The sequence below is a fragment of the Candidatus Borkfalkia ceftriaxoniphila genome (assembly GCF_004134775.1).
Lineage (GTDB): Bacteria > Bacillota > Clostridia > Christensenellales > Borkfalkiaceae > Borkfalkia > Borkfalkia ceftriaxoniphila.
On the sequence record NZ_SDOZ01000003.1, the window covers coordinates 135,272 to 155,314 of the forward strand.

Consider the following 20,043-nt stretch of genomic DNA (forward strand, 5'->3'; position numbering starts at 1 on the left):
AAAGAAAGCCGCAAGGTCGTTGCGGCTGTTCGCTTATAAAATTTCCAGATTTTTGCGGAAGGACTTTTTGAACTCCGCATTGGCGGTCATCGCGTCGCGGATCTCCAGCGAAGCGTCGCCGTCCACTTCCGTTTTCATGATGACGGAATCGCCCAGAACGTCGCAGTTGATGCCCTTGATACAGCCGACGCAACTCCTGTCGAGACTCTCCGCGATGCGGAGCATGACGCCGAGTTTTCTGACGGCCTCCAGATCTTCTTCCTGCACGATATCTTTATATTTTACCCAGTCCGCCGCGGAAATGTCCTCTTTCTTGTGGCAGCCCGCCACAAACGCGGCCAACACGATCTCGCGGTGCGTGATGCCGTACAGCGTCGCGTTCAAAATCATGTAGCAACTGTGTTTCTGATGATTGTAGAACTTGATGCGGTTGCCGCAGTCGTGCAGCGTCGCCGCCACTTTCAAGATTTTTAGATACTGGCGCGGGAACTTGTGCAGAACGCGCAACTGTTTGAAGAGTTGAACGGAAAGGTTGACGACGTGTTCCACGTGCTTTTCGTCGCACTCGTAGTATTTCACGAGGCTGTTCAGGCTGTACCCGAGAATGTCCGAAATGGGCTTTTCCATCGTGATGGGCATTGCCTGGTTAAACATGATACCTTCTCTCAGTCCGCTGCCGCCGATGGTGAAATTTTCAAAGTGCATATAATGCACGAAAGATTTCACGACCGCGAGCGCCGCGGGAAGAATGTCCGCGCGCCCCGTGGACAGGCCCTTGATCTTCTTTTTCTTATCGAGGTCAAGCACCTTGATCATGTCGTATATGCTCTCGAAATCCTCTACGGGGAGGTTATAATTATGCACGGTATCCAGAGGATACTTGCGCACCATTTTGCTGATCTTGAATATGTTACGGAACGAGCCGCCGACGCCGATCATCTGCACGTCGGGCTCGATATTGGACAGCCATTCGATGCCTTTGAGTTGTTCGGTGAAGAACTCTTCCACCTTTTCCGCCTGCTGTTCGGGGGAAAGCCCGTCGTCCTTGAAAAGATCCGTGAGCGTGACCGCGCCGAAAGGTAGCGTCACGTAATTGAGCATATTCCGACGGTTATAATAGACGATCTTCGTGCTGCCGCCGCCGATCTCCAAAATGATCCCCTTGGGGATATCCATGGAATTGATGACGCCGCGGTAGACTAACGTAGCCTCCTCTTCCTCGCTCAGAACTTTTACTTTGATGCCGCACGTCGCCTGGATCTCGTCCAGAAAACTGCGCTGATTTTTCGCGCGGCGCACAGCCGCCGTCGCCACCGCGATGATACGGTCCACGTTGCTCGCGTCGCACAGTTTGCGGAACATCTTCAACGTCTTGATCGTTTCCGCGACGCGCTGGGGTTTCAAGAACCCGTCTCTTTCCATATCCTGCCCGAGTCTTACGCTCTCTTTCAATTCGTCCACTACCATAAAATGCCCGTCGCCAAACAACTCTACTATGACGAGCCTCGCCGAATTGGAGCCCAAATCAATGATTCCGATTTTTTCCACTTATGCCACCTCTGCTGACTGATAATAAAACTTTGTCTATATATAATCACTACTATATATAAAACTCAACCGCATACATTATAACATTGAAAAAGCGGTTTGTATATAGTTTTTTCCATTTTTTGTGCAATTTTTTTTGTGAGATTTGTGTGAATTGGTCACATCGTGTTTTATTATGATTTTTTTTGTTTTTTTCAGGTTAATTATTGCATTTTTCACGGATTTTATACCTTAAAAAATGATAAGAGGCTGTACAAAATGCACAACCCCGCATACGATTATAACGTTAAAAGCAACGCGCGAAGCGCCTTGAAATCGCTGACGATATGATCGGCTCCCGCCTCTTCCAGTTCTCCTTCGCGGGCAAACCCTAGGCGCATCCCCACGCTTTCTACGCCGCATTTTTTCGCGCCGAAAATATCGTGCTCTCGATCCCCGATCATCAGGCTCTCCCCGCGCACGTCGCCCTTATCGAGGCGGGCGAACACTTCTTCGATGACCTCGTCCTTGCGCGTGCGCCGCTCGTCCATTTCGCTGCCGACGACCACTTGGAAAAAGTCGGAAAACCCGAATTTTTCCAGGATCATATTTGCGAAATGTTCGGGTTTGCAGGTCGCGACGCAGAGCGTGCGTCCGTCTTTTTGCAGCGCTTGCAGACATTCCCTCGCGCCTTCGACGGGCGCGCATTCGAATACGCCGAGAGAGGCGTACCGCTCGCGGAAAACTTCCTTTGCGGCGAGCGCCTTTTCGTGCGAAAACCCGTAAAATTCCTCGAACGCCGCCACCAGCGGCGGACCGATAAAGCGCAGCAGATTGTTCCTGTTTGTCTCTTCTATGCCCATCTTTCCGAGCGTGTATAAAATACTCTTTATAATGCCCTCGCTCGTATCGAACAGCGTTCCGTCGAGGTCGAACAGCAGATATTTCTTTTTCATATCAATGCTTTTTAATACAGTGGCGCGGACATTTTTCCGCGCATTTGAGGCAGCCGATGCACTTCGTATAGTCGATCTCGGGCAGGCCGTCGCGCATGGAGATCGCCCCGACGGGACAAATCTTGGCGCAGATCTCGCAGCCGATACAGCCGCGTTTGCAAAGTTCCATGACGTCCTTTCCCTTGCCGTGATTGCAGCAGGCGATATAGACTTTCGCGCTTTTGGGAATGCGCCCGATGATATGTTTGGGGCAGTTGACGATACAAGCCCCGCAGGAAACGCATTTTTCCGGATTGACCTGCGCATACCCCTCGTCGCTCAGTTCGATGGCGTTATAGGGACAGATATCCACACACGATTTCAGACCGATACAGCCCACGGGACAGGCCTTGATGCCGCCCGCGATCAGTTCGCACGACTGACAGTTTCCGTAACCGTGATAATCGTATTTGTTAAAGCACGCGTCGCCGCCGTTGCAATGCACCACCGCGACGGTTTCTTCGCCCACGTCCCCGCCGCCCAAAATTTCGGCGATCTTTTCCTTGTTCGCCTTGGGCGTCGCCTTGCAGTCGGAAAGGTTCGCCTCCCCTTTCACGAGCGCCTCGGCAAACTGGGCGCAGCCCGCTTTGCCGCAGCCGCCGCAGTTGGATTTCGCCAAAAGTTCCTCGATCTCCTGCGCTTTTGCGTCCTTCTCCACGGAAAAGACGTGCGAGAAGATGACAAGGATGACGCCGAACACGACGGCGAGCGCGAGCATGATCCCGCCCGCCAATAAAACCGCTGTCATAACGCTTTCCTCCTTATACCATTCCCGCAAATCCCGCGAACGCCAGCGCCATGATCGCCGCCGTCACGAGCGTGATGGGAAAACCTTTGAAACATTGGGGAATATCCGCTTTGTCCGTCTTGGCGCGGATCCCCGCCAAAAGCAGGATCGCGACCAAAAAGCCAACGCCCGTCGCCACGGAAACGGCGAAAGTCGTAATAAAGTTGTAACTGTTGAATACGACCGCGCTGTTCGCCGTGCCTAAAATGGCGCAGTTGGTGGTGATGAGCGGCAGATACACGCCGAGCGCGCTGTACAGCGTGGGCGAATATTTTTTGACGATCATCTCCGTCATCTGCACCAGACTCGCGATGACGAGGATAAAAGCCATCGTATAGAGATAATCCAGTTCCAACGGCAACAAAATGTAGTGATAGATGAGCCAGGTGAACACCGAAGAGATCGCCATGACGAAGATGACGGCAAACCCCATGCCCGCCGCGCTGGACATTTTTTTGGATACGCCCAGAAACGGGCAGATGCCCTGATACTGGGAGAGTACGATGTTGTTGGAGATGACCGCGGCAAACATGACCGATATGATGGAAACCGTCATTTTTGCACCTCCGTCAGTTCAAGCGCGCTCTCTTTGAGAGGCAGCGTCTTGCGGTATTCTTCCTGCCGCTTGTTCTCTATTTTCTGATTGATAAAATTGAACAGCGCCATCAGGCACCCGAACACGATAAACCCGAAAGCACTCGCCGACGTGCCGTTCATGACGGGAAACCCGGGGATCGCGAAGCCCGCGAACGAGCCGCCCGCGAAAAATTCGCGCACGATGCCGATGAGGCACAGCGCCGCGGTAAAGCCCAAGCCCATGGAAACGCCGTCGAGCGCGCTGTACAGCGGTTTGTTGCACGACGCAAAACTTTCCGCGCGCGCCAGAATGATACAGTTGACCACGATGAGCGCGATAAACGCCTTCATGGTATCGTACAGTTCGGGCATATACTTGCGCATGACCATCTGCACGATGATGACGAAGGTGGAAATGATGATGATATAACAGGGAATGCGCACCTTGTCGGGTATAACGTTGCGGAGTAAACTCACGAACAGGTTGGAAAAGACGAGCACGAACATGGTCGCGACCCCCATGGCGAACGCCTGCGAGAGCGTGGAGGTCATGGCGATGGTGGGACACGTCCCCAAAACGAGCACGAACGTCGGGTTGTTGCGTATCAGCCCGCCGAAAAACGTCTCTTTTACTTTCGCTTTATTCATGCCTTGCCTCCTTTGGAAATTTCTTCGTTATAATAGCGGACGACCGCGTTCACGCCGTTTCTGACCGCCGTCGAAGAGAGCGTCGCGCCGCTGACCGTATCCACGTCGTTGAAATCGGACAGTTCGGTCAGATCTTTATCGTAGAAATTTTCATAATAATTCGCATCGTCCAGTTTACCCAAAAAAGTTTCGCTGTTTTCGCCGATCACGATCTTATAGATCTTATTGTCGCGCACGTACACGTAGATCTGCACCGTCCCCTGATAGCCGCCGCTGCCGCCCGCAAGGAATGCGTGTACGGGCACTTCGTCGTCGGAAACCGCGTAATAGACGATCTGCCCCGTGCCGTAATTTACCGGTTCGTCCGCGACCACCATGGTAAATTCCCCTTCCGCGCCGCTGTCCTTTTTAAAACCGTCCAGCGTGGACTGAAAGGGATCCACATAGGTCAGAAGGTTGAACGCGCCCAGCAAAAGCCCGCTGCACAGCGCGATGATCGCGAGCACCGCGACGCACTGTATCCTGTTTTTCGTCTTTGCCGTCATGCCCTTTCACCTCCCGCAGCCCCGAACGCTTCGAGGATCATTTCTTTGAGTTTGGTATTGGTAAAGGTCGCTCCCGTCATCTCGTCCGCGTCAAGCCCCTCGATCTCCGATTCGGTCTTGCCGATAAATATCTCCGTTTTTGCGGGATAGCCCCAGGTGCTCTGTTTGATTGCGCCGATATAGGTCACCTTTCCGCCCTCGATACAGATATTGTATTCGAGAGGCTGTTCATAACCGCCCTGGTCGGTAAGCACCGCCTTACCCTCGACCGTATAGATCGTACCGCCGAAGAACGCGGATGATTTCGCGCCCGTCACGTATTCGTAATCGCCCGTGATAGGCACGTCGGTCACACCGACGCCCGCGTCGGTGAGCGCGCGGTAACTCTCTTCGAGCATGGAAACGAATTCGTTGTGCGTATACGTCGCGCCCGTGAACGAATCGCCGCCCAGCGCCAGAATGCCCGCGAGATCTTTTCCGATGAACAGTTCGCGTTTGAGTTGATATTTTGCGTCCATCGTGCTCTGTTTGATCGGCGTGATGCCGCGCACGATAAAGTCCTTGCCGTCGATATGCACGTTGTATTCGAGCGCCTGTTCGTACACGCTGTCGCCGAAAGGAATTTTTGCGATGCCCGTGACGTTAACGACAAAGTTGCCCGAGATACCGTCTTTGACGATCGATTTCACGTGTTTATAGGCGAGCCCCGCGGCAACGCTCTCCGTCCGCACGCCGTTCTCCGCGAACGCGGAATAACACTCCAGAATCATATCGCGCACTTTGGTCGTCGTATAGGTCGCGCCCGTGGAAAGGTCGGATTCCGTCATATTTTCGATCTGTTCGTACCCTTTGCCGATAAAGAGTTCGGGTTTCAGAACATAGCCCATCGTGCTTTCGGCGATCGGGTCGATATCCGAAACGCGGTATTCTTTCCCCTCGAACACGATTAGATATTCGAGTTTTTGTTCGTAGCCCTGTATCATGACCGACCCCTTGACGCGGAAACGGTAATTTCCGTCGGGGCGCGTTTCGACCGACTGTATATAGTCGTAGTTGCCCGTCAACTCCAGCGGGGTATAGGCTTTCGCCTGGATCGACGCGACGACGGGCGCCGCTACGACGAGGGAAAGCGCGCCGACCGCGCACAAGATCCACATGGCGTACTTCATGACAGGTTTTACGGGCGCGCCCTTGGAGTCGAGTTGACCGAACCGCACGGGCAGAATGTATCTGTCCATCAGCGGCACGAAGAGGTTCATGATGAGGATCGCGAGGGAAACGCCCTCGGGGTAAATGCCGAATTTACGGATGAGCACGGTGACCACGCCCAGCCCCACCGCGTAGAGGATACGGTTGTATTCCCATTTGGGAGAAGTGGCGTAGTCGGTCGCCATGAACACGGCGCCGAACATGAGTCCGCCCGCAAACAGTTGCAGCAAAATTTCCGACGCGCTCTGATAACAGGCGAGCACCATGAGCGCGCTAGTCGCTATATAGACGACGGGGATGCGCCAGTCGATGATCTTGCGCACGCACAGATAGACGCCGCCCGCAAGGATCGCAGGGACGCACGTTTCCCCGATGCTGCCGCCCGTCACGCCGAAAAACAGTTGCAAGACGTAGCCCCAATATCCGCTCACGCCCCAGAAAGAATCTTGCAGCGCGTTCACGCCGCCGCTTAAGTAAGTGGCGGAAGTCGACACGTCGCCGAGGATCATATTGCCGACGTCCGCGCCGATAAACTGCGCGGTCATGGAACCGTAAGCGAGCAACAAAAAGACGCGCGCCGTCGCCGCGGGGTTGGCGAAATTTTTGCCGATGCCGCCGAACAGCATTTTTACGATGACGATCGCGAACACGCCGCCGATGACGGGAATATACCACGGCGCGCGCGGGGGAAGGTTCAGCCCCAGAATGATGCCCGTGACAACGGCGGAAAGATCGGTCGTAAAAGGTTTTTTGCGTATCTTCTGATAGATCTGTTCGCTTAAAAGACAGGTCGCCACGCAGATGACGACGAGCATGAGCGAATAGAGCCCGTAAAATATGACGCCGCAGAGGACGCAGGGCAAAAGCGCGATGATGACGTCGAGCATGATGCCGCGCACCGTCTGCTTTCCCACTTTGTGCGGGGATGAGGCGACTTTGTAATTGCTGATCTCTGCCATGCTCAGATCCCCCTTTCCTGTATGGTTTTTTTGGCGAGTTTGACGCTCTGCACGAGGTAACGCTTGGCAGGGCACACGTACGAACAGCAGCCGCAGCCGATACACGACTTGGCGCCGAACTTTTTGGCGCTCTCTAAATCTTTCGCAAACAGCGACGATTCGATATAGACGGGCATCAGTCCCATCGGGCACGCCTGCACACACTTTCCGCAGCCGATGCAGGGTTCCGCCTCGCGCACTTCGCTCTCCGTCTTATCCAGAAACAAAAGGGACGACGAGAATTTGCCCGTGCACGCTTTGAGGGAAAACACGTTTTCCCCCATCATCGGGCCGCCCGCCACGATGCTCTCCGCGGCGGTATCGTCCGCGCCGCAGAAATCCGCGACGTCGCGGAAAAGCGTTCCCGTTTTTACCCATATATTTTTCGGGTGCGCGACCGCCCTTCCGGAAACAGTCATCACGCGCTCGTAACTGGGCTTGTTTTCGAACACCGCCTCAAAGACCGAGAGCGCGGTATGCACGTTGACGACCACCGCGCCCGCGTCGATCGGGAGTTTCCCCTCGGGCACGACGCGCTTGCAACAGGCATATATGAGTTGTTTTTCCGCGCCCTGCGGATACTTGGTCTTCAACTTTTTCACAATGATCTTGACGGGCTCGCCGTCCAGCCCCTCCGCGCCGCCGGGAAGGCATAAGGGATGGGTGGACAGAATGTCGATCGCCTCGGGCTTGTTATCCTCTACCCCGACGATCGCTTTCTTCGCGCCGCAGGCGAGCATCGCGCAGCGTACGCCCTTCAAAAATTTATCGGTCATCTCCGTCATGATGCGGAAGTCGCAGGTAATATACGGCTCGCACTCCGCGCCGTTGACGATGAGATAATCGGCGTTTCTCTGCCCGATATTGAGTTTGGCAAAGGTGGGGAACGCCGCGCCGCCCATGCCGACGACGCCCGCTTCCGCAATGCGGCCGAGCACGCTTTCCCTGTCAAAGGAAGAAAGGGCGGGCAAACGCTCTTCCTCCTCGGAAAAATCGTTCTCGATAAGGATATGATCGCGTTTCTTGCCCGCGAGCGTGATATGGGAAACGACGCCCTTGACCGTGCCCGCGACGGACGAAAAGACGGGCGCGGACAATCCTTGCCCCGCCTTTGCGATGAGCGTGCCCTTTTTCACCTTTTGCCCCGCCTCCACGACGGGAACGGCGGGCGCGCCGATATGCTGGCTGAGCGGGATATATACCTTTTCGGGAATCGGCCCCTGCTCGATCGCCGCGCCTCGGGTCAGGTATTTGGAACCCGCGGGATGCACCCCGTTTTGAAACGTATTCACTAACTGGCTAACCTCCGATTCGTTGCTCTGTTTTTTGATAGGATGTCGCTTGATATTTTACCACTTTTCCCCACGCTTGTAAAGAGTTTCCGCTCAAAATAGCGCGCCGTCTTCCCGCTTCTTGGCGGCAATACTCTTTGACGCGGAAATGAACTGCCATACCGACAACAGGCATAAAAAGATGCCGAATCCCTTTTGCAGCGCCTCGCCGCCGATACGGTTGACCAACAGACCGCCCGCGACGGACAGAACGAGCGCGGGCAATATGATATAGCCGATGCCGCGCGTATCCAAAAGCCCGTGCTTGGCGTGCACCTGCAACGAAAAGATCGCCATCGGCAGAAAGGTGATGAGATTCGCCGACTGCGCGAGGTGCTGTTCCACCCCGCAGAAGATCGTTAAAATGGGAATGAGCACCGTGCCTCCGCCCATTCCCATACCGCCTAAGATCCCGCCCGCAAGCCCCGCGAACATATATACGATAAAGCGCATGTTTCTCTCCCTTAAAAAATCATTTTGATGCCCGCGGCGAACATGATGATCGCGAAGATCAGCGTGATGCTGCCCGCCGACAGTTTGCCTAAAAGTTCCGCGCCGAAAAAGCCGCCCGCGAGCACGCCCAAGCCCACCGCGATGAACAGTTCCGCGTCGAAATATCCGTTGAACAGATACATGATGCCGCTGGCGAAACTGATGGGCAGAATGACGAGAATCGCCGTCGCGTGCGACACGTTCGTAGGCTTTTGCAGCAGCGAATTTAAAAGCGGCACGGCGATCATGCCGCCGCCCCCGCCGAATACGCCGTTCACCGCGCCCGTGAAAATACCGCTCAAAATCAGCAATATATTTTGTTTTTTGATTTTACCGCTCACTTTTTTCCTTCCTTTTTTGTACGCGTATATTATCCATAATATATAGTTTGTGTATTATCGTCAAAAAATTATTCAATTTTCACTTTTTTTTAACCGCTTTTACTTGCTTTTCATGGTCTTTTATATTAAAATAGGGTAGTACGATTTTATTTGTTTTACGATACAATATCTACAATCAATATCTACAAAAAGGTGTTATTTTATGGCTAAATGCAAACTGACAAACCAAAAAAGATTCAAGGCTTTATTGTTGACGTTGATTTTGCTGCTGGTTTCCTGCGCATATATATTCAGCGCATGCGGCACGAATGATGACGACGATGACGACGAGAATACGACGAAGACGGATACGCAGACTTTTGCGAACGCCGATTTCGAGTATTTCGACAACAACAGCAAAAGTTACCTGATCCCGACCGCGAACAGCTGGTCGAAGTCTTCGGGCAGCAACGCGTTGGGCGAATCCGCCTCCTCTTCGCTCGCCAAATCGGGCATCATGGATACTTCCCTCGTTTGGAGCGATGTATTCCCGCAGGCAAAAAAGGATTACGACACGTACAAGGATACCGATAAAGACGATATCCCCAAAGACGTGAATTATTATACCGATATCGACAACGATTACGATATCCCCGGCTGGGATATCGCCAACGACGCGAAGAAAGACGGCGAAACGCTTACCGACGACGCCATCAAAAAAGCGGCGGACGACGCCAACCCCGGCACGCATTGGGGCAAAGACTCCGACGGCGAAAAGGAAAACGGCACGAACGTTTTAATGCTCCACAACTACCGTTCCGACCGCGAACAGAGAGGCACCGCCGCGAAGTATACGTCCACTTCCATCACTTTGCAGGCGAATACCGCCGCGAAAGTTTCCGTCTGGGTCAAGACCTACGGCATGACCGATTATCACGGAAACGAAGTGACGGCGGACAACGCGACGCGCGGCGCCTACATTTCCCTCACCAACTCCGTAGGCGGTTCCTCGCAGGACGCGTTGTTCGTGAACAACATCAATACCAAAGGCGTTTCCGATAACAACGGCTGGCAGCAGTATACTTTCTATATCAAGGCTTCCAACTATGCCAGCACTTCCTTCTCCCTCGTTCTCGGATTGGGACAAGGCGGCGGAAAATCCAAACTCGAATACGTGGACGGTTACGCGTTCTTCGACGACGTTGAGTACAGCGTTCTCGAAGCGGACGAATACGACGCCGCCACGGCAACTCTCGACAGCCAGTACACCTACAAACTCAACCTTGCCGCATCCAACGATCTGAACAAGAAAAACGCGGCGACCGATACCCGTACGGAAAAAGTTTACGCGCTCGATCTCTTTACGCCTTTCGAAGAACTGAAACTGCAAAACGTTACGAACGGCTGGACGATAGACGACAACGGCAACAGCGCGGAACAGATGTTCGACGGAAAACTGAAAGACACCAATGACAATAAGGGCTCGCTCGTCAGCCTCTCCTCTATCAAGAACGGCACGAATCACCTTCTCAAAGAAGCGTTTGAAAAATACCCCTTCGATGAAAACGACGAGATCCTGTTGATCTCCAGCAACCGCGGCGCCAACTATACCGCCAAGGCAGGCAATACCTTCGAAGTGGAATCCGAGAATTATCTCGCCATTTCTTTCTGGGTCAAAACGAGCGAAATGAACGGCGGCACGGGCGCGACTGTGACCTTGCGCGACGCCATGAACAAGACGACCATCGGAGCGGTAGACACCACGACTCTGACGGGCGTGACTCTGAAAGACGACGAAAGCAAGAAAGAAGATATCTTCGACGGATGGCAGCAGTGCTACCTGTTCGTGGAAAACCAGACCAAGAGCACTCTTTCCTTCACCCTCGAATTCTCTTACGGCCCTACGACCGTAACGGGCACCGACTACTCCGCATACCGCAGCGGGTTCGCAGCCTTCACGGGCTTTGAACAAAAGGAGATGACCGAGGAAGAATTCAATCTCAAAACCACGGGAACCTACGCTGTGAGCGCGTCGCTCCTCGGCGATTACAAATCCGCTACCGTCGGCGGCGGTTTCGACGACGTGGCGTACGCCCCTACCGATAAGATCGAAACGGGCTTTGCCGATACCCGCAACTATGACGGCGTGTACGGCGGCTCCAACTATGTGGGCGGAGATTCCGTCGGAACGGATTCCGAATACAATATCAAAAACGATTACGATCACGCAGGACTTTTGAACAAAGCGTATTCGAGCGCGTATTTCAACGGAAAAGCCATCACCGCGCTCGTGCAGTCCTATACGAGATCTGCGACCGCGGCCGTCGTCAATGCCGACTCCTGGTGGAAAACCATTCTCGGGAACGACGTAAACCAGCCCCTGTTCATCACCAATCCCGAAAACACCGACGCGAAGTTCTCTTACGGCTACGTAGCCAAGAGTTCCTCCTCTTTCTCCGCTTCCTCTTATACGACCATTTCTTATAAAGTGATGCTGAGCGAAGGCGCGAAAGCATATCTGTACCTCATCGACACCACCGAGCCCGACTCTCTGGACGACGCGAGATACAAAGATACTCTTAACTTTAACTCGGGCGTTTCCTACCGTTACGACGACAACGGAAACCTGGTCACGAAAGATCCCGACGACAAGGATTTCAGTTCCAAAAACGATACGCTCCTCTATAAGCAGTCCAACGGGCTGTGGGCGGAGAGCAAAAATTACAAGGGCAGCGACCTGTACGCCAACCTCTCGAATTATGAGAAGGACGAGGACGGCAACCTGACAGACGTTTCCGACAATATCGTTTACTACAATCACGACGGTAAATTCTATCGCTATTACGACGAGGACAAAGACAAGTACTCCGTCGTCGTCAAAGATTTCAAAGACGCCGTGACCGACAAAAAGATCACGCAGGATCAACTCGACCAGGCAACCGTGCAGGGCGCACAGGACGCGAAACTCATGCAGGTGATCGAAGGAACGGAAGAAAACGCCTTCAAATGGATCACCGTGACTTTCTACATTGCCAACGGCGATACGGCGAAAAATTACAGACTGGAAGTCTGGAACGGCAGCCGCGACGGAAGCGAGCCGATGAAAGCAAACTCTTTCGTCATCTTCGACAAAGTCAACGGCAACGCGCTGGATGCGGACAACTATACCAAGCATCTGGAAGAGAACCTGCGCAACGCATATCCCTCTTACGCGAATACCGATAAATTGGAAGAGGCGTACTCGAAAGATCCCTCCTCTTTCATCAACGGTGAAGACTCTTCTCTCGTGTACTACCGCTATTCCCTCTTTGACGATTCCGATTACAAGCCTTACGACAAAAACTACGACGAGGACGACAAGGGCGACCCTTACAGCGAATACGAGCAGAAATCTTACGAGAACACGGTCGCGTATTTCCGTTACAACACCGATTCCGTTTACAACACTTTTGTGAACTTCGGCGCGATGGATAAGACCATCGAATCCGGTTCGGACGATTCCGGCGATTCCGGCGACGAGAATACGACGGATGAAAACCAGAACGTATGGCTGCTCATCTCCTCTATCATTCTTGCAGTCATCCTGATCCTTACCTTGATCGCGATGTTGGTCAGAAAACTGGTTTCCAACGTGAAGAAAGGCAAGAAGAACGCCAAGAACACTTACTCCGCGAAGCGTACGCACTACATGAGAAAACTGAAACTCGAAGAATCCCAGTCAGACGATGACGATAACGACATCCTTCCCGATGAAGACGAGATCGACGAGGAAGATATTTATCAGGTAGACGAACCCGATGCGGACGACAAGTCCGACGACGAAGATAATAAATAATATCTTCGTACGAACCTAAAACAAGCCGCCGCAGGCAATGCCTGCGGCGGTGATTTTTTTATATCGATTTAAAATTTTCGAAGTCCTTTGGGCAGACGATTTTTGAGCGCGCCGCCGCTCGCCTTTCCGAGACCGAGCGGAAAACCCATATACGTACACAGACAATACCCTCTGCCTGCCGACTGCGCGGACAACTCCTCGCCCTTTAAATAGGCGTTTACGCGGTCGGAAAGTTCTTCTGCGCACAAGGCGTCGCTGGTTTTCACGCTCATGGCGAGCGCGTGGTCGGGCTCGAAACGCCCCTTGACGTGTTCGCCGAGGCAGACGCCCGCGCGCAGCACGCGCAGCGTTTCCAGCGAAAACAATTCTTCGGGCACGAGATACAGCGTTTCGCCGAAAGCGATGAAATCGCCCTCGAGCGGCGTTTTCAGAAAATCGCGCTCGAACGCGCGGTAAAGATTGACGAGCCTCTTGTCCGCCTTGCGCCAGTGCCTGCGCACCGCGCCGCGCCCTTCCCCTTCCTTGACGAGCACCGCGGCGAAATGCCCTTCGCCGCGCACGCGGTGGGGATACAGTTTTTCCTGCCGCTCTAAAATAAATTCGGGGTGCGACTTCAAAAAGCGCCCGACCGCCTCCTCGTCCTCTTCGGGCGAAAAGGTGCAGGTGGAATAGACCAGCCTGCCGCCGCCGCGCAGCATCGCCGCCGCGCAGCGCAAAATATTGTCCTGGCGCGCGGCGCACATCGCCACGTTTTCCTCGCTCCAGTTTTCGATCGCCGCGGGCTCTTTGCGGAACATTCCCTCGCCCGAACAGGGCGCGTCCACCAATATCTTATCGAAATATGCGGGGAACGCCGCCGCGAGCGTTTCGGGATCTTCGTTGGTCACGACCGCGTTGCGGATCCCAAGCCGCTCGACGTTGCGCGAAAGAATCTTCGCACGGTCGGGGATCTTTTCGTTCATCAGAACGACGCCCGTCCCCTGCAACAGTTCGGCGATCTGCGTCCCCTTGCCGCCGGGTGCGCTGCAAAGATCTAAAATCCTGTCGCCCTTTCCGATTTGCAGGAGCGGCACGGCGCACATGGCGCTCGGCTCCTGCACGTAAAAGACGCCCGCGTCGTGCAGCGGGCTGCGTCCCGGTCTTTCGTCGGAAATATAAAAGCCGTTTTCCGCCCACGGGACGCCCCCTTCGAGCGGAAAGGGCGCAACGCGCGAAAATTCGGACGGGCTGACTTTCAGCGTATTCGCGCGCACGGCTTTATAAGGTTCTTTTTCGAAAATCGCCGCGTACTCCGAATAATCGGAGAGCGCGGCTCTCATTCTCTGCATATATTTTTCGGGGAGATTCATTCGTTCAACTCCAAAAGAGAATACAGGTCGGACAGATGCAAGATCTGCAAAGGTTTGCCCTCGCCTACAAGCCGCGCGGCGGTCACGCTGCGCACGCTCTCGTCGTTTTCCTCCGTGACGAACACGTTCGCCGCGCCGAGTTTCAAAGAATAGCGGCCGCCCCTGCGGCAGATCTCCCGCACGAGGCGCTTGGAAAGGGAAAGATCTTCCTCGATCTTGCGGGAAAACGTAAAACGCTTGCCGTACAATTCGCGCGTCTGCGGGCGCATGCGCGTGCGGCTGACAAAGTTATTGAATTCCACGCGTACGTTTTCGCGCTCCGCTTTCTCGCGGGCGCGCTTTTCATAATATTCGTTTCCGCGTTTGGAAGAGCAGTTGGTAAACGTATAATCGCGGATACTGCCGTTGCGGATCTGATACTTTTCCAAAAGTCCGGGAAAGGTACACTGATTTTCGCGGCACATCGCCTCGGCGACTCTCATGGTCGCATAGGCGTCGTCTGCCGCGCAGTGCGCCTGAAACTCTATTTGAAACAGTTCGGTCAGTTTATCCAGCCCCGTCTGACGGTCGAACGTTTCGCTCATCGCCATATACAATATCTGCGTGTCGGCAAATTCAAAACAAAAGGAAGGCAATTTATATCGCCTTGTTTCCAGATTCAGATACTTGACGTCGTTGACGGCCGCGTGCCCCACGACGATCTTGTCGCCGCCCTCCAAAAGATCTTTAATCGTACGGTAGAATGCGGGAAAATCGGGATATTTTTTGAAATCTTCGTAATTGTACGGCAAGACGATCCCGTCGCCGCCGTGCGCGGTCAGATGAAATTTGCCGTTCGGATTGATCAATATATCTTCTTTTTTCAGTATATTGAATTTTTCGTCGCAGATACAGTACCCGAACACGCATATCTTGGCTACGTCTTTGTAGACGCATGCGCATTCAATGTCGAAAAAAACGTAGTTCATATTTCCCGCTCTTGATTTCAATGGTTTATACGGTAAGATTATAGCATAAGCGGAAAAATAAGTAAAGCAAAAACCCGACGCGTGTGCGTCGGGTCTTCCTGCGTGATCTCTATTTGCCCTGCACGCGGCCGATCTCGGTATTGTCGGTATCGCGGGCGGAAAGTTCGGGGATCGGATGCGCCTTGTCCTGAATGCGGTAATCCTCGCCCTTTTTGGTAATATGCTTCGCAATGACGGCGTGGCTCGCCATGCTCTCCGCGGAGCCGAGCACGCCGCGGTTGTAAGAGAAGAAACGGAACTTTTCGGGCACTTTGTCCACCTCTTCCCAGTCCTCCATCCTGCCCGTCAGGCGGACGCTCTTGAGCACTTTGCGGACGTATTCCTTCTGCGGCTTGAACAGAATGGGTTCGGGGAAATCGCCGCCCTCGGGGAAGAGTTGCTGCCAGACCTTGCCGCCGTATTTTGCCAAAAGTTCCACCGCGTAATGCAGGTGAGAAAGTTCTTCTTCATAGTGCATCAGCCAGATATCCTTGATGCGCGCGTCCGTTTCGTCGTTATAGCACGACCAGTAGAGGTAGCATTCGGTATATTCGTGCATGACCATACATTCATACATGGTCACGGTGGGATCCATCAGGCTGCCGTAGCCCGTGACGTGCTGTTCCTCGATCATCGCGATCTCGGCGTACAGTTTTCTGCCCAGTTCGCTCTCGTACAGGTTGGCGACGTTGAGATAATAGTTCATGGTCTGCTGTTCCGCCGCGGTGATGATGCCCGCGTTGAGGCGGGTGACGGGATCGCTCAGATAGTTATTGATATAGAAATCCACGTCGTCGTAAGGGTGGCGCGGTTCAGAAACGGTCGGACGGCCGGGCATCACTTCGGTGTATTTGCCGATGATCGCATCGGCGTGCGCGCCCTTTTCGAGATCCATCAGGTCGCTGTAACGGTATAAATGGTCGAAATCTTCGAGCAGAGCGAAATCCAACTGTTTCTTCACGTAGGCGTTCTTCTCGCGCTGCGCCATAATGGCGGTCAGATCGACGGCGAGTTGTTCGTAACCCAAAGTGTGTTCGAGAATGGATTCGTTGCGCGGTTTTAAATTGGCGATGCGCTTTTGCTGCTGCTGTTCGCCGCGGCGGATCATCGCCATGGCGCGGCGAACGTCGTTGTTCGGGCAATGGCGGTTAAAGCGGTGCGTGTTCCAGATCGCCTCGAATTCCGTGCCGTTCATTAAAATGATGCGGACGCGCGTGTACGGGTCCACTTCGTTTTTGTCGTAAGGTTTTACGTTGATGCTCTTCCAATTCTTATACGTCTTTTCAATGCTTTTGTAAGTTTCCTTAAATGGATTCATAACTACCTCCGCAAATTTTTGAAATTTGACTTGTATATTATGAACATTGCGCCCTTTTCCTATTCATATAATTGCAAAATTTTCTGTTTTTTGGTACAATAAAGAAAAACGAAAGAGGCATTCTATGTTAGCAGTCATTACCGCCATGCAGCGGGAGGCGGACGCGCTTTTATGCAGATGCGCCGCGCAAAGATCCTATCGGCTTTGCGGAAAGACCGTCGTTCTCGCATCCGCGTGCGGCAGGGAATTTCACGTTGTGGTGTGCGGCGTGGGAAAGGTGAACGCCGCTGCGGGCGCGCAGATGGCGATCGATAAACTGGAAGCCGACGCCCTTCTGAACATCGGCGTGGCGGGCGGCATTTCTCCCCGCACGGCGCTCGGGAAAGTTTTCGCGATCGAAAAGGCGGTGCAGTACGATTTCGATCTGAGTCAACTCAACCATACGAAGATCGGCACGCTGGACGAATACGATTCGCCCTATCTTCCCGTACTCGCAAAGAGCGCTTTCCCCCTTGCGACGCTCGCAACCGGGGATCGTTTCAATGACAGCACGCAGGATCTGGCACTCTTAAACGACGAACTTTACGCGGATATCCGCGACATGGAAGGCGCCGCGATCGCGCAGGTCGCGCTATCCGCAAAAGTGCCCCTCTATATGTACAAGGCGATTTCCGACGTCGTGGGCGGCGACTGCGTGCAGCAGTACAGGGATAATCTGGCGCGCGCGCTCGGCGCTTTGACGGCCGCCGTCCCGCAGATATTCAGCGAGGTGAAATGATGGAAAAAATCCCTTCCTTTTGTAAAGATCACGACAATTTGCAGACGGGGCTGTACCTTTCCACCGTACAGCAAGGCGTTTCCACTTTCGACCTGCGCATGAAAACGCCCAACGGCGGCGACTACGTTCCGCCCAAAGCGCTGCATACCATAGAGCATATCATTGCCACGCTCCTTCGGAACGGTCCGCATAAGGAGAATATCATCTATTTCGGGCCCATGGGCTGCCGCACGGGGTTTTATCTTCTGACGGTCGCTCTGTCTTTCAAACAGGTGCTCGGCGAACTGCGCCGCGCCTTTTCTCTGGGCGCGCAGGCGGAGGAAATCCCCGGTTCGTCGAAAAAAGAGTGCGGCAATTATCTTGAACACGATTTAGACGGCGCAAGAAAAGAATGCGCCGCGTACGCAGCCATACTATCCGAGGTGAAAGCCGATGATTAAACTGGGCGGAGGCTGGGACGAGGCGCTGGAAGAATTATTCCAAGACGAAAATTACGCAAAAATTCATGAATTTCTGAAACAGGAATACTCGCACCACGTCGTTTATCCCGACATGTACGACATTTACAACTGTTTCAAACTGACGCCCTTCGAGCGCGTGAAAGTCGTGCTTCTGGGGCAGGACCCCTATCACAACGTGAATCAGGCGCACGGATTGTGCTTTTCGGTGAAAGAAGGCGTACAGCCGCCCCCGTCGCTCGTGAATATTTTTCAGGAACTCAAAGAAGACGTCGGATGCGAGATCCCTTCCTCGGGCGATCTGACGAACTGGGCGAACGAGGGCGTTTTGCTCTTGAACACCGCGCTCACGGTGCGCGCGCATCAAGCCAATTCGCACAAAAACTGCGGCTGGACGTGGTTTACCGACAACGTGATCCGCATTTTAAGCGAAAATCGCGACCATCTCGTATTCATTCTCTGGGGCGGCAACGCGCGTTCTAAAAAGCCGCTCATAGACAGGAGAAAACATCTCATTCTGGAATGCGCGCATCCCTCCCCGCTCTCCGCGTACAACGGTTTTTTCGGATGCAGACATTTTTCCAAAACCAACGAATATCTCAAAGCCAACGGCATAGAGCCAATCGACTGGAATCTTTGTAAACAGCGAGGTTAAATCATGAAATACATAGTTGTGCTCGGCGACGGCATGGCGGACAGAAAACTGGAAAACCTGGGCAATAAAACGCCGCTCGAAAGCGCGCGTACGCCCAATCTCGACGCGCTTGCCGCCCGCAGCGAGATCGGTATGTGCAAGACCGTGCCCGACGGCATGAAGCCCGGCAGCGACGTGGCGAATCTTTCCGTGCTCGGTTACGATCCCAAACAGGGCTATACGGGGCGCTCGCCTTTGGAAGCGGTTTCCATCGGCATTCCCCTTCGCAGCACCGACGTTACCATGCGCTGCAATCTCGTGACCGTTTCCGACGAGGAAAATTACGAAGATAAACGCATGATCGATTACAGCGCGGGGGAAATTTCCACCCGCGAGGCGAATGAACTGATCGAATATCTGAAAACGTTTTTCGACGACGAAAAATTTACGCTGTACAGCGGCGTGAGTTATCGTCACTGCCTTGTCATCGACAAGGGCGAAACGGGAAACGATCTTACGCCGCCCCACGACATTACGGAGCGCCCCGTGCGCGGTCATCTTCCCCAAGGGAAATTGCAGAAAGAACTTTTGGGCATGATGCGCCGCTCCTACGAACTTTTGAAAGATCATCCCGTCAACCTTGCGCGGATCGCGGCGGGCAAGCGCCCCGCCAATTCCGTATGGTTCTGGGGGGAAGGAACGAAACCCGCGCTGGAAAATTACGAAAAAAAATTCGGCGTGAAAGGCGGCGTGATCTCCGCCGTCGATCTGGTAAAGGGCATCGGCATGCTCGCAGGCATGCAAATTCTCGACGTAGAGGGCGCGACGGGCAATTACGATACCAACTTTCAAGGCAAAGCCGACGCGGCTCTCAGCGCCCTTTTAAACGGTCTGGACCTCGTTTACATTCACATGGAGGCACCCGACGAGTGCGGGCATCAGGGCGACGTAAAGCACAAGATCTTTTCCATCGAAGAGATCGACCGCGCCGTTGTGGGAACGCTCGTAAAGGGACTGAACGATGCGAAAGAGCCATTTCGTATGCTCGTATGTCCCGACCACCCCACGCCAATCTGTATCCGCACGCATACCTCCGATCCCGTTCCCTATCTTTTATACGACAGCGAAAAAGATCTTTCCGCGGGCGCAGCGCGCTACGACGAGGAACACGCCGAGGCGACGGGCGTTTTCGTCGAGGACGGATACCTTCTCATGCAAAAACTTTTGAACAAATAG

General features: G+C 53.7%; 18 protein-coding genes. 5 read left to right on the forward strand and 13 right to left on the reverse strand.

Annotated elements, in window-relative coordinates; genetic code table 11:
* Positions 1–33 precede the first annotated feature (33 nt).
* The 10 genes from ESZ91_RS09280 to ESZ91_RS09325 form a co-directional block, all read right to left on the reverse strand.
* Complete coding sequence (locus tag ESZ91_RS09280; RefSeq protein WP_129226550.1) at positions 34–1,548, reverse strand: Ppx/GppA phosphatase family protein; 1,515 nt, start codon at positions 1,546–1,548, stop codon at positions 34–36.
* 278 nt (positions 1,549–1,826) lie between these two features.
* Complete coding sequence (locus ESZ91_RS09285) at positions 1,827–2,483, reverse strand: HAD hydrolase-like protein (protein WP_129226553.1); 657 nt, start codon at positions 2,481–2,483, stop codon at positions 1,827–1,829.
* Between the two features lies 1 nt (position 2,484).
* Positions 2,485–3,270: an RnfABCDGE type electron transport complex subunit B gene (locus tag ESZ91_RS09290; RefSeq protein ID WP_129226555.1), complete on the reverse strand. Its 786-nt coding sequence runs from the start codon at positions 3,268–3,270 to the stop codon at positions 2,485–2,487.
* Between the two features lie 13 nt (positions 3,271–3,283).
* Positions 3,284–3,865: an electron transport complex protein RnfA gene (locus ESZ91_RS09295; RefSeq protein WP_129226557.1), complete on the reverse strand. Its 582-nt coding sequence runs from the start codon at positions 3,863–3,865 to the stop codon at positions 3,284–3,286.
* Positions 3,862–4,533: an electron transport complex subunit RsxE gene (gene rsxE / locus ESZ91_RS09300; protein WP_129226559.1), complete on the reverse strand. Its 672-nt coding sequence runs from the start codon at positions 4,531–4,533 to the stop codon at positions 3,862–3,864. Before rsxE ends, ESZ91_RS09295 begins: the two co-directional genes overlap by 4 nt.
* On the reverse strand, positions 4,530–5,078 hold the full coding sequence (locus tag ESZ91_RS09305) for an FMN-binding protein (protein ID WP_129226561.1): 549 nt from the start codon (positions 5,076–5,078) through the stop codon (positions 4,530–4,532). Before ESZ91_RS09305 ends, rsxE begins: the two co-directional genes overlap by 4 nt.
* Complete coding sequence (locus ESZ91_RS09310; RefSeq protein WP_129226563.1) at positions 5,075–7,246, reverse strand: RnfABCDGE type electron transport complex subunit D; 2,172 nt, start codon at positions 7,244–7,246, stop codon at positions 5,075–5,077. Before ESZ91_RS09310 ends, ESZ91_RS09305 begins: the two co-directional genes overlap by 4 nt.
* A gap of 2 nt (positions 7,247–7,248) precedes the next feature.
* On the reverse strand, positions 7,249–8,577 hold the full coding sequence (gene rsxC, locus ESZ91_RS09315; RefSeq protein WP_161971123.1) for an electron transport complex subunit RsxC: 1,329 nt from the start codon (positions 8,575–8,577) through the stop codon (positions 7,249–7,251).
* Positions 8,578–8,670: 93 nt separating this feature from the next.
* The gene (locus ESZ91_RS09320) at positions 8,671–9,069 is read right to left on the reverse strand and encodes a sulfite exporter TauE/SafE family protein (protein ID WP_201270893.1); all 399 of its coding nucleotides are present in this window, start codon (positions 9,067–9,069) and stop codon (positions 8,671–8,673) included.
* 11 nt (positions 9,070–9,080) lie between these two features.
* A complete protein-coding gene (locus ESZ91_RS09325; RefSeq protein WP_129226567.1) occupies positions 9,081–9,491 on the reverse strand; it encodes a sulfite exporter TauE/SafE family protein in 411 nt (136 codons plus the stop codon).
* A 160-nt stretch (positions 9,492–9,651) separates the two neighbouring features.
* Here ESZ91_RS09325 and ESZ91_RS09330 point away from each other — a divergent pair, with 160 nt between their 5' ends.
* Positions 9,652–13,263 carry a hypothetical protein gene (locus ESZ91_RS09330; protein WP_129226569.1) on the forward strand — a complete coding sequence of 1,204 codons (3,612 nt, stop codon included), beginning with the start codon at positions 9,652–9,654 and terminating at the stop codon, positions 13,261–13,263.
* A 68-nt stretch (positions 13,264–13,331) separates the two neighbouring features.
* Here ESZ91_RS09330 and ESZ91_RS09335 read toward each other — a convergent pair whose 3' ends face one another.
* From ESZ91_RS09335 to ESZ91_RS09345, 3 genes are all read right to left on the reverse strand, one after another.
* Complete coding sequence (locus tag ESZ91_RS09335) at positions 13,332–14,612, reverse strand: RsmF rRNA methyltransferase first C-terminal domain-containing protein (protein ID WP_129226571.1); 1,281 nt, start codon at positions 14,610–14,612, stop codon at positions 13,332–13,334.
* Entirely contained in the window at positions 14,609–15,580 is a 972-nt protein-coding gene (locus ESZ91_RS09340; RefSeq protein ID WP_129226573.1) for a 3'-5' exonuclease, read from the reverse strand. Before ESZ91_RS09340 ends, ESZ91_RS09335 begins: the two co-directional genes overlap by 4 nt.
* A 109-nt stretch (positions 15,581–15,689) precedes the next feature.
* The gene (locus ESZ91_RS09345) at positions 15,690–16,937 is read right to left on the reverse strand and encodes a hypothetical protein (protein ID WP_129226575.1); all 1,248 of its coding nucleotides are present in this window, start codon (positions 16,935–16,937) and stop codon (positions 15,690–15,692) included.
* Positions 16,938–17,061: 124 nt separating this feature from the next.
* Here ESZ91_RS09345 and ESZ91_RS09350 point away from each other — a divergent pair, with 124 nt between their 5' ends.
* From ESZ91_RS09350 to ESZ91_RS09365, 4 genes are read left to right on the forward strand one after another with little or no spacing between them, the layout of a single operon-like run.
* Positions 17,062–17,715 (forward strand): 5'-methylthioadenosine/S-adenosylhomocysteine nucleosidase, encoded by a 654-nt coding sequence (locus ESZ91_RS09350; RefSeq protein ID WP_129226577.1) that lies wholly within the window; start codon positions 17,062–17,064, stop codon positions 17,713–17,715.
* The gene (locus tag ESZ91_RS09355; protein ID WP_201270895.1) at positions 17,712–18,155 is read left to right on the forward strand and encodes an S-ribosylhomocysteine lyase; all 444 of its coding nucleotides are present in this window, start codon (positions 17,712–17,714) and stop codon (positions 18,153–18,155) included. The genes ESZ91_RS09350 and ESZ91_RS09355 overlap by 4 nt, the downstream gene beginning before the upstream one ends.
* Positions 18,148–18,828: a uracil-DNA glycosylase gene (locus ESZ91_RS09360; RefSeq protein WP_129226579.1), complete on the forward strand. Its 681-nt coding sequence runs from the start codon at positions 18,148–18,150 to the stop codon at positions 18,826–18,828. The genes ESZ91_RS09355 and ESZ91_RS09360 overlap by 8 nt, the downstream gene beginning before the upstream one ends.
* 3 nt (positions 18,829–18,831) lie before the next feature.
* Entirely contained in the window at positions 18,832–20,043 is a 1,212-nt protein-coding gene (locus ESZ91_RS09365) for a cofactor-independent phosphoglycerate mutase (RefSeq protein ID WP_129226581.1), read from the forward strand.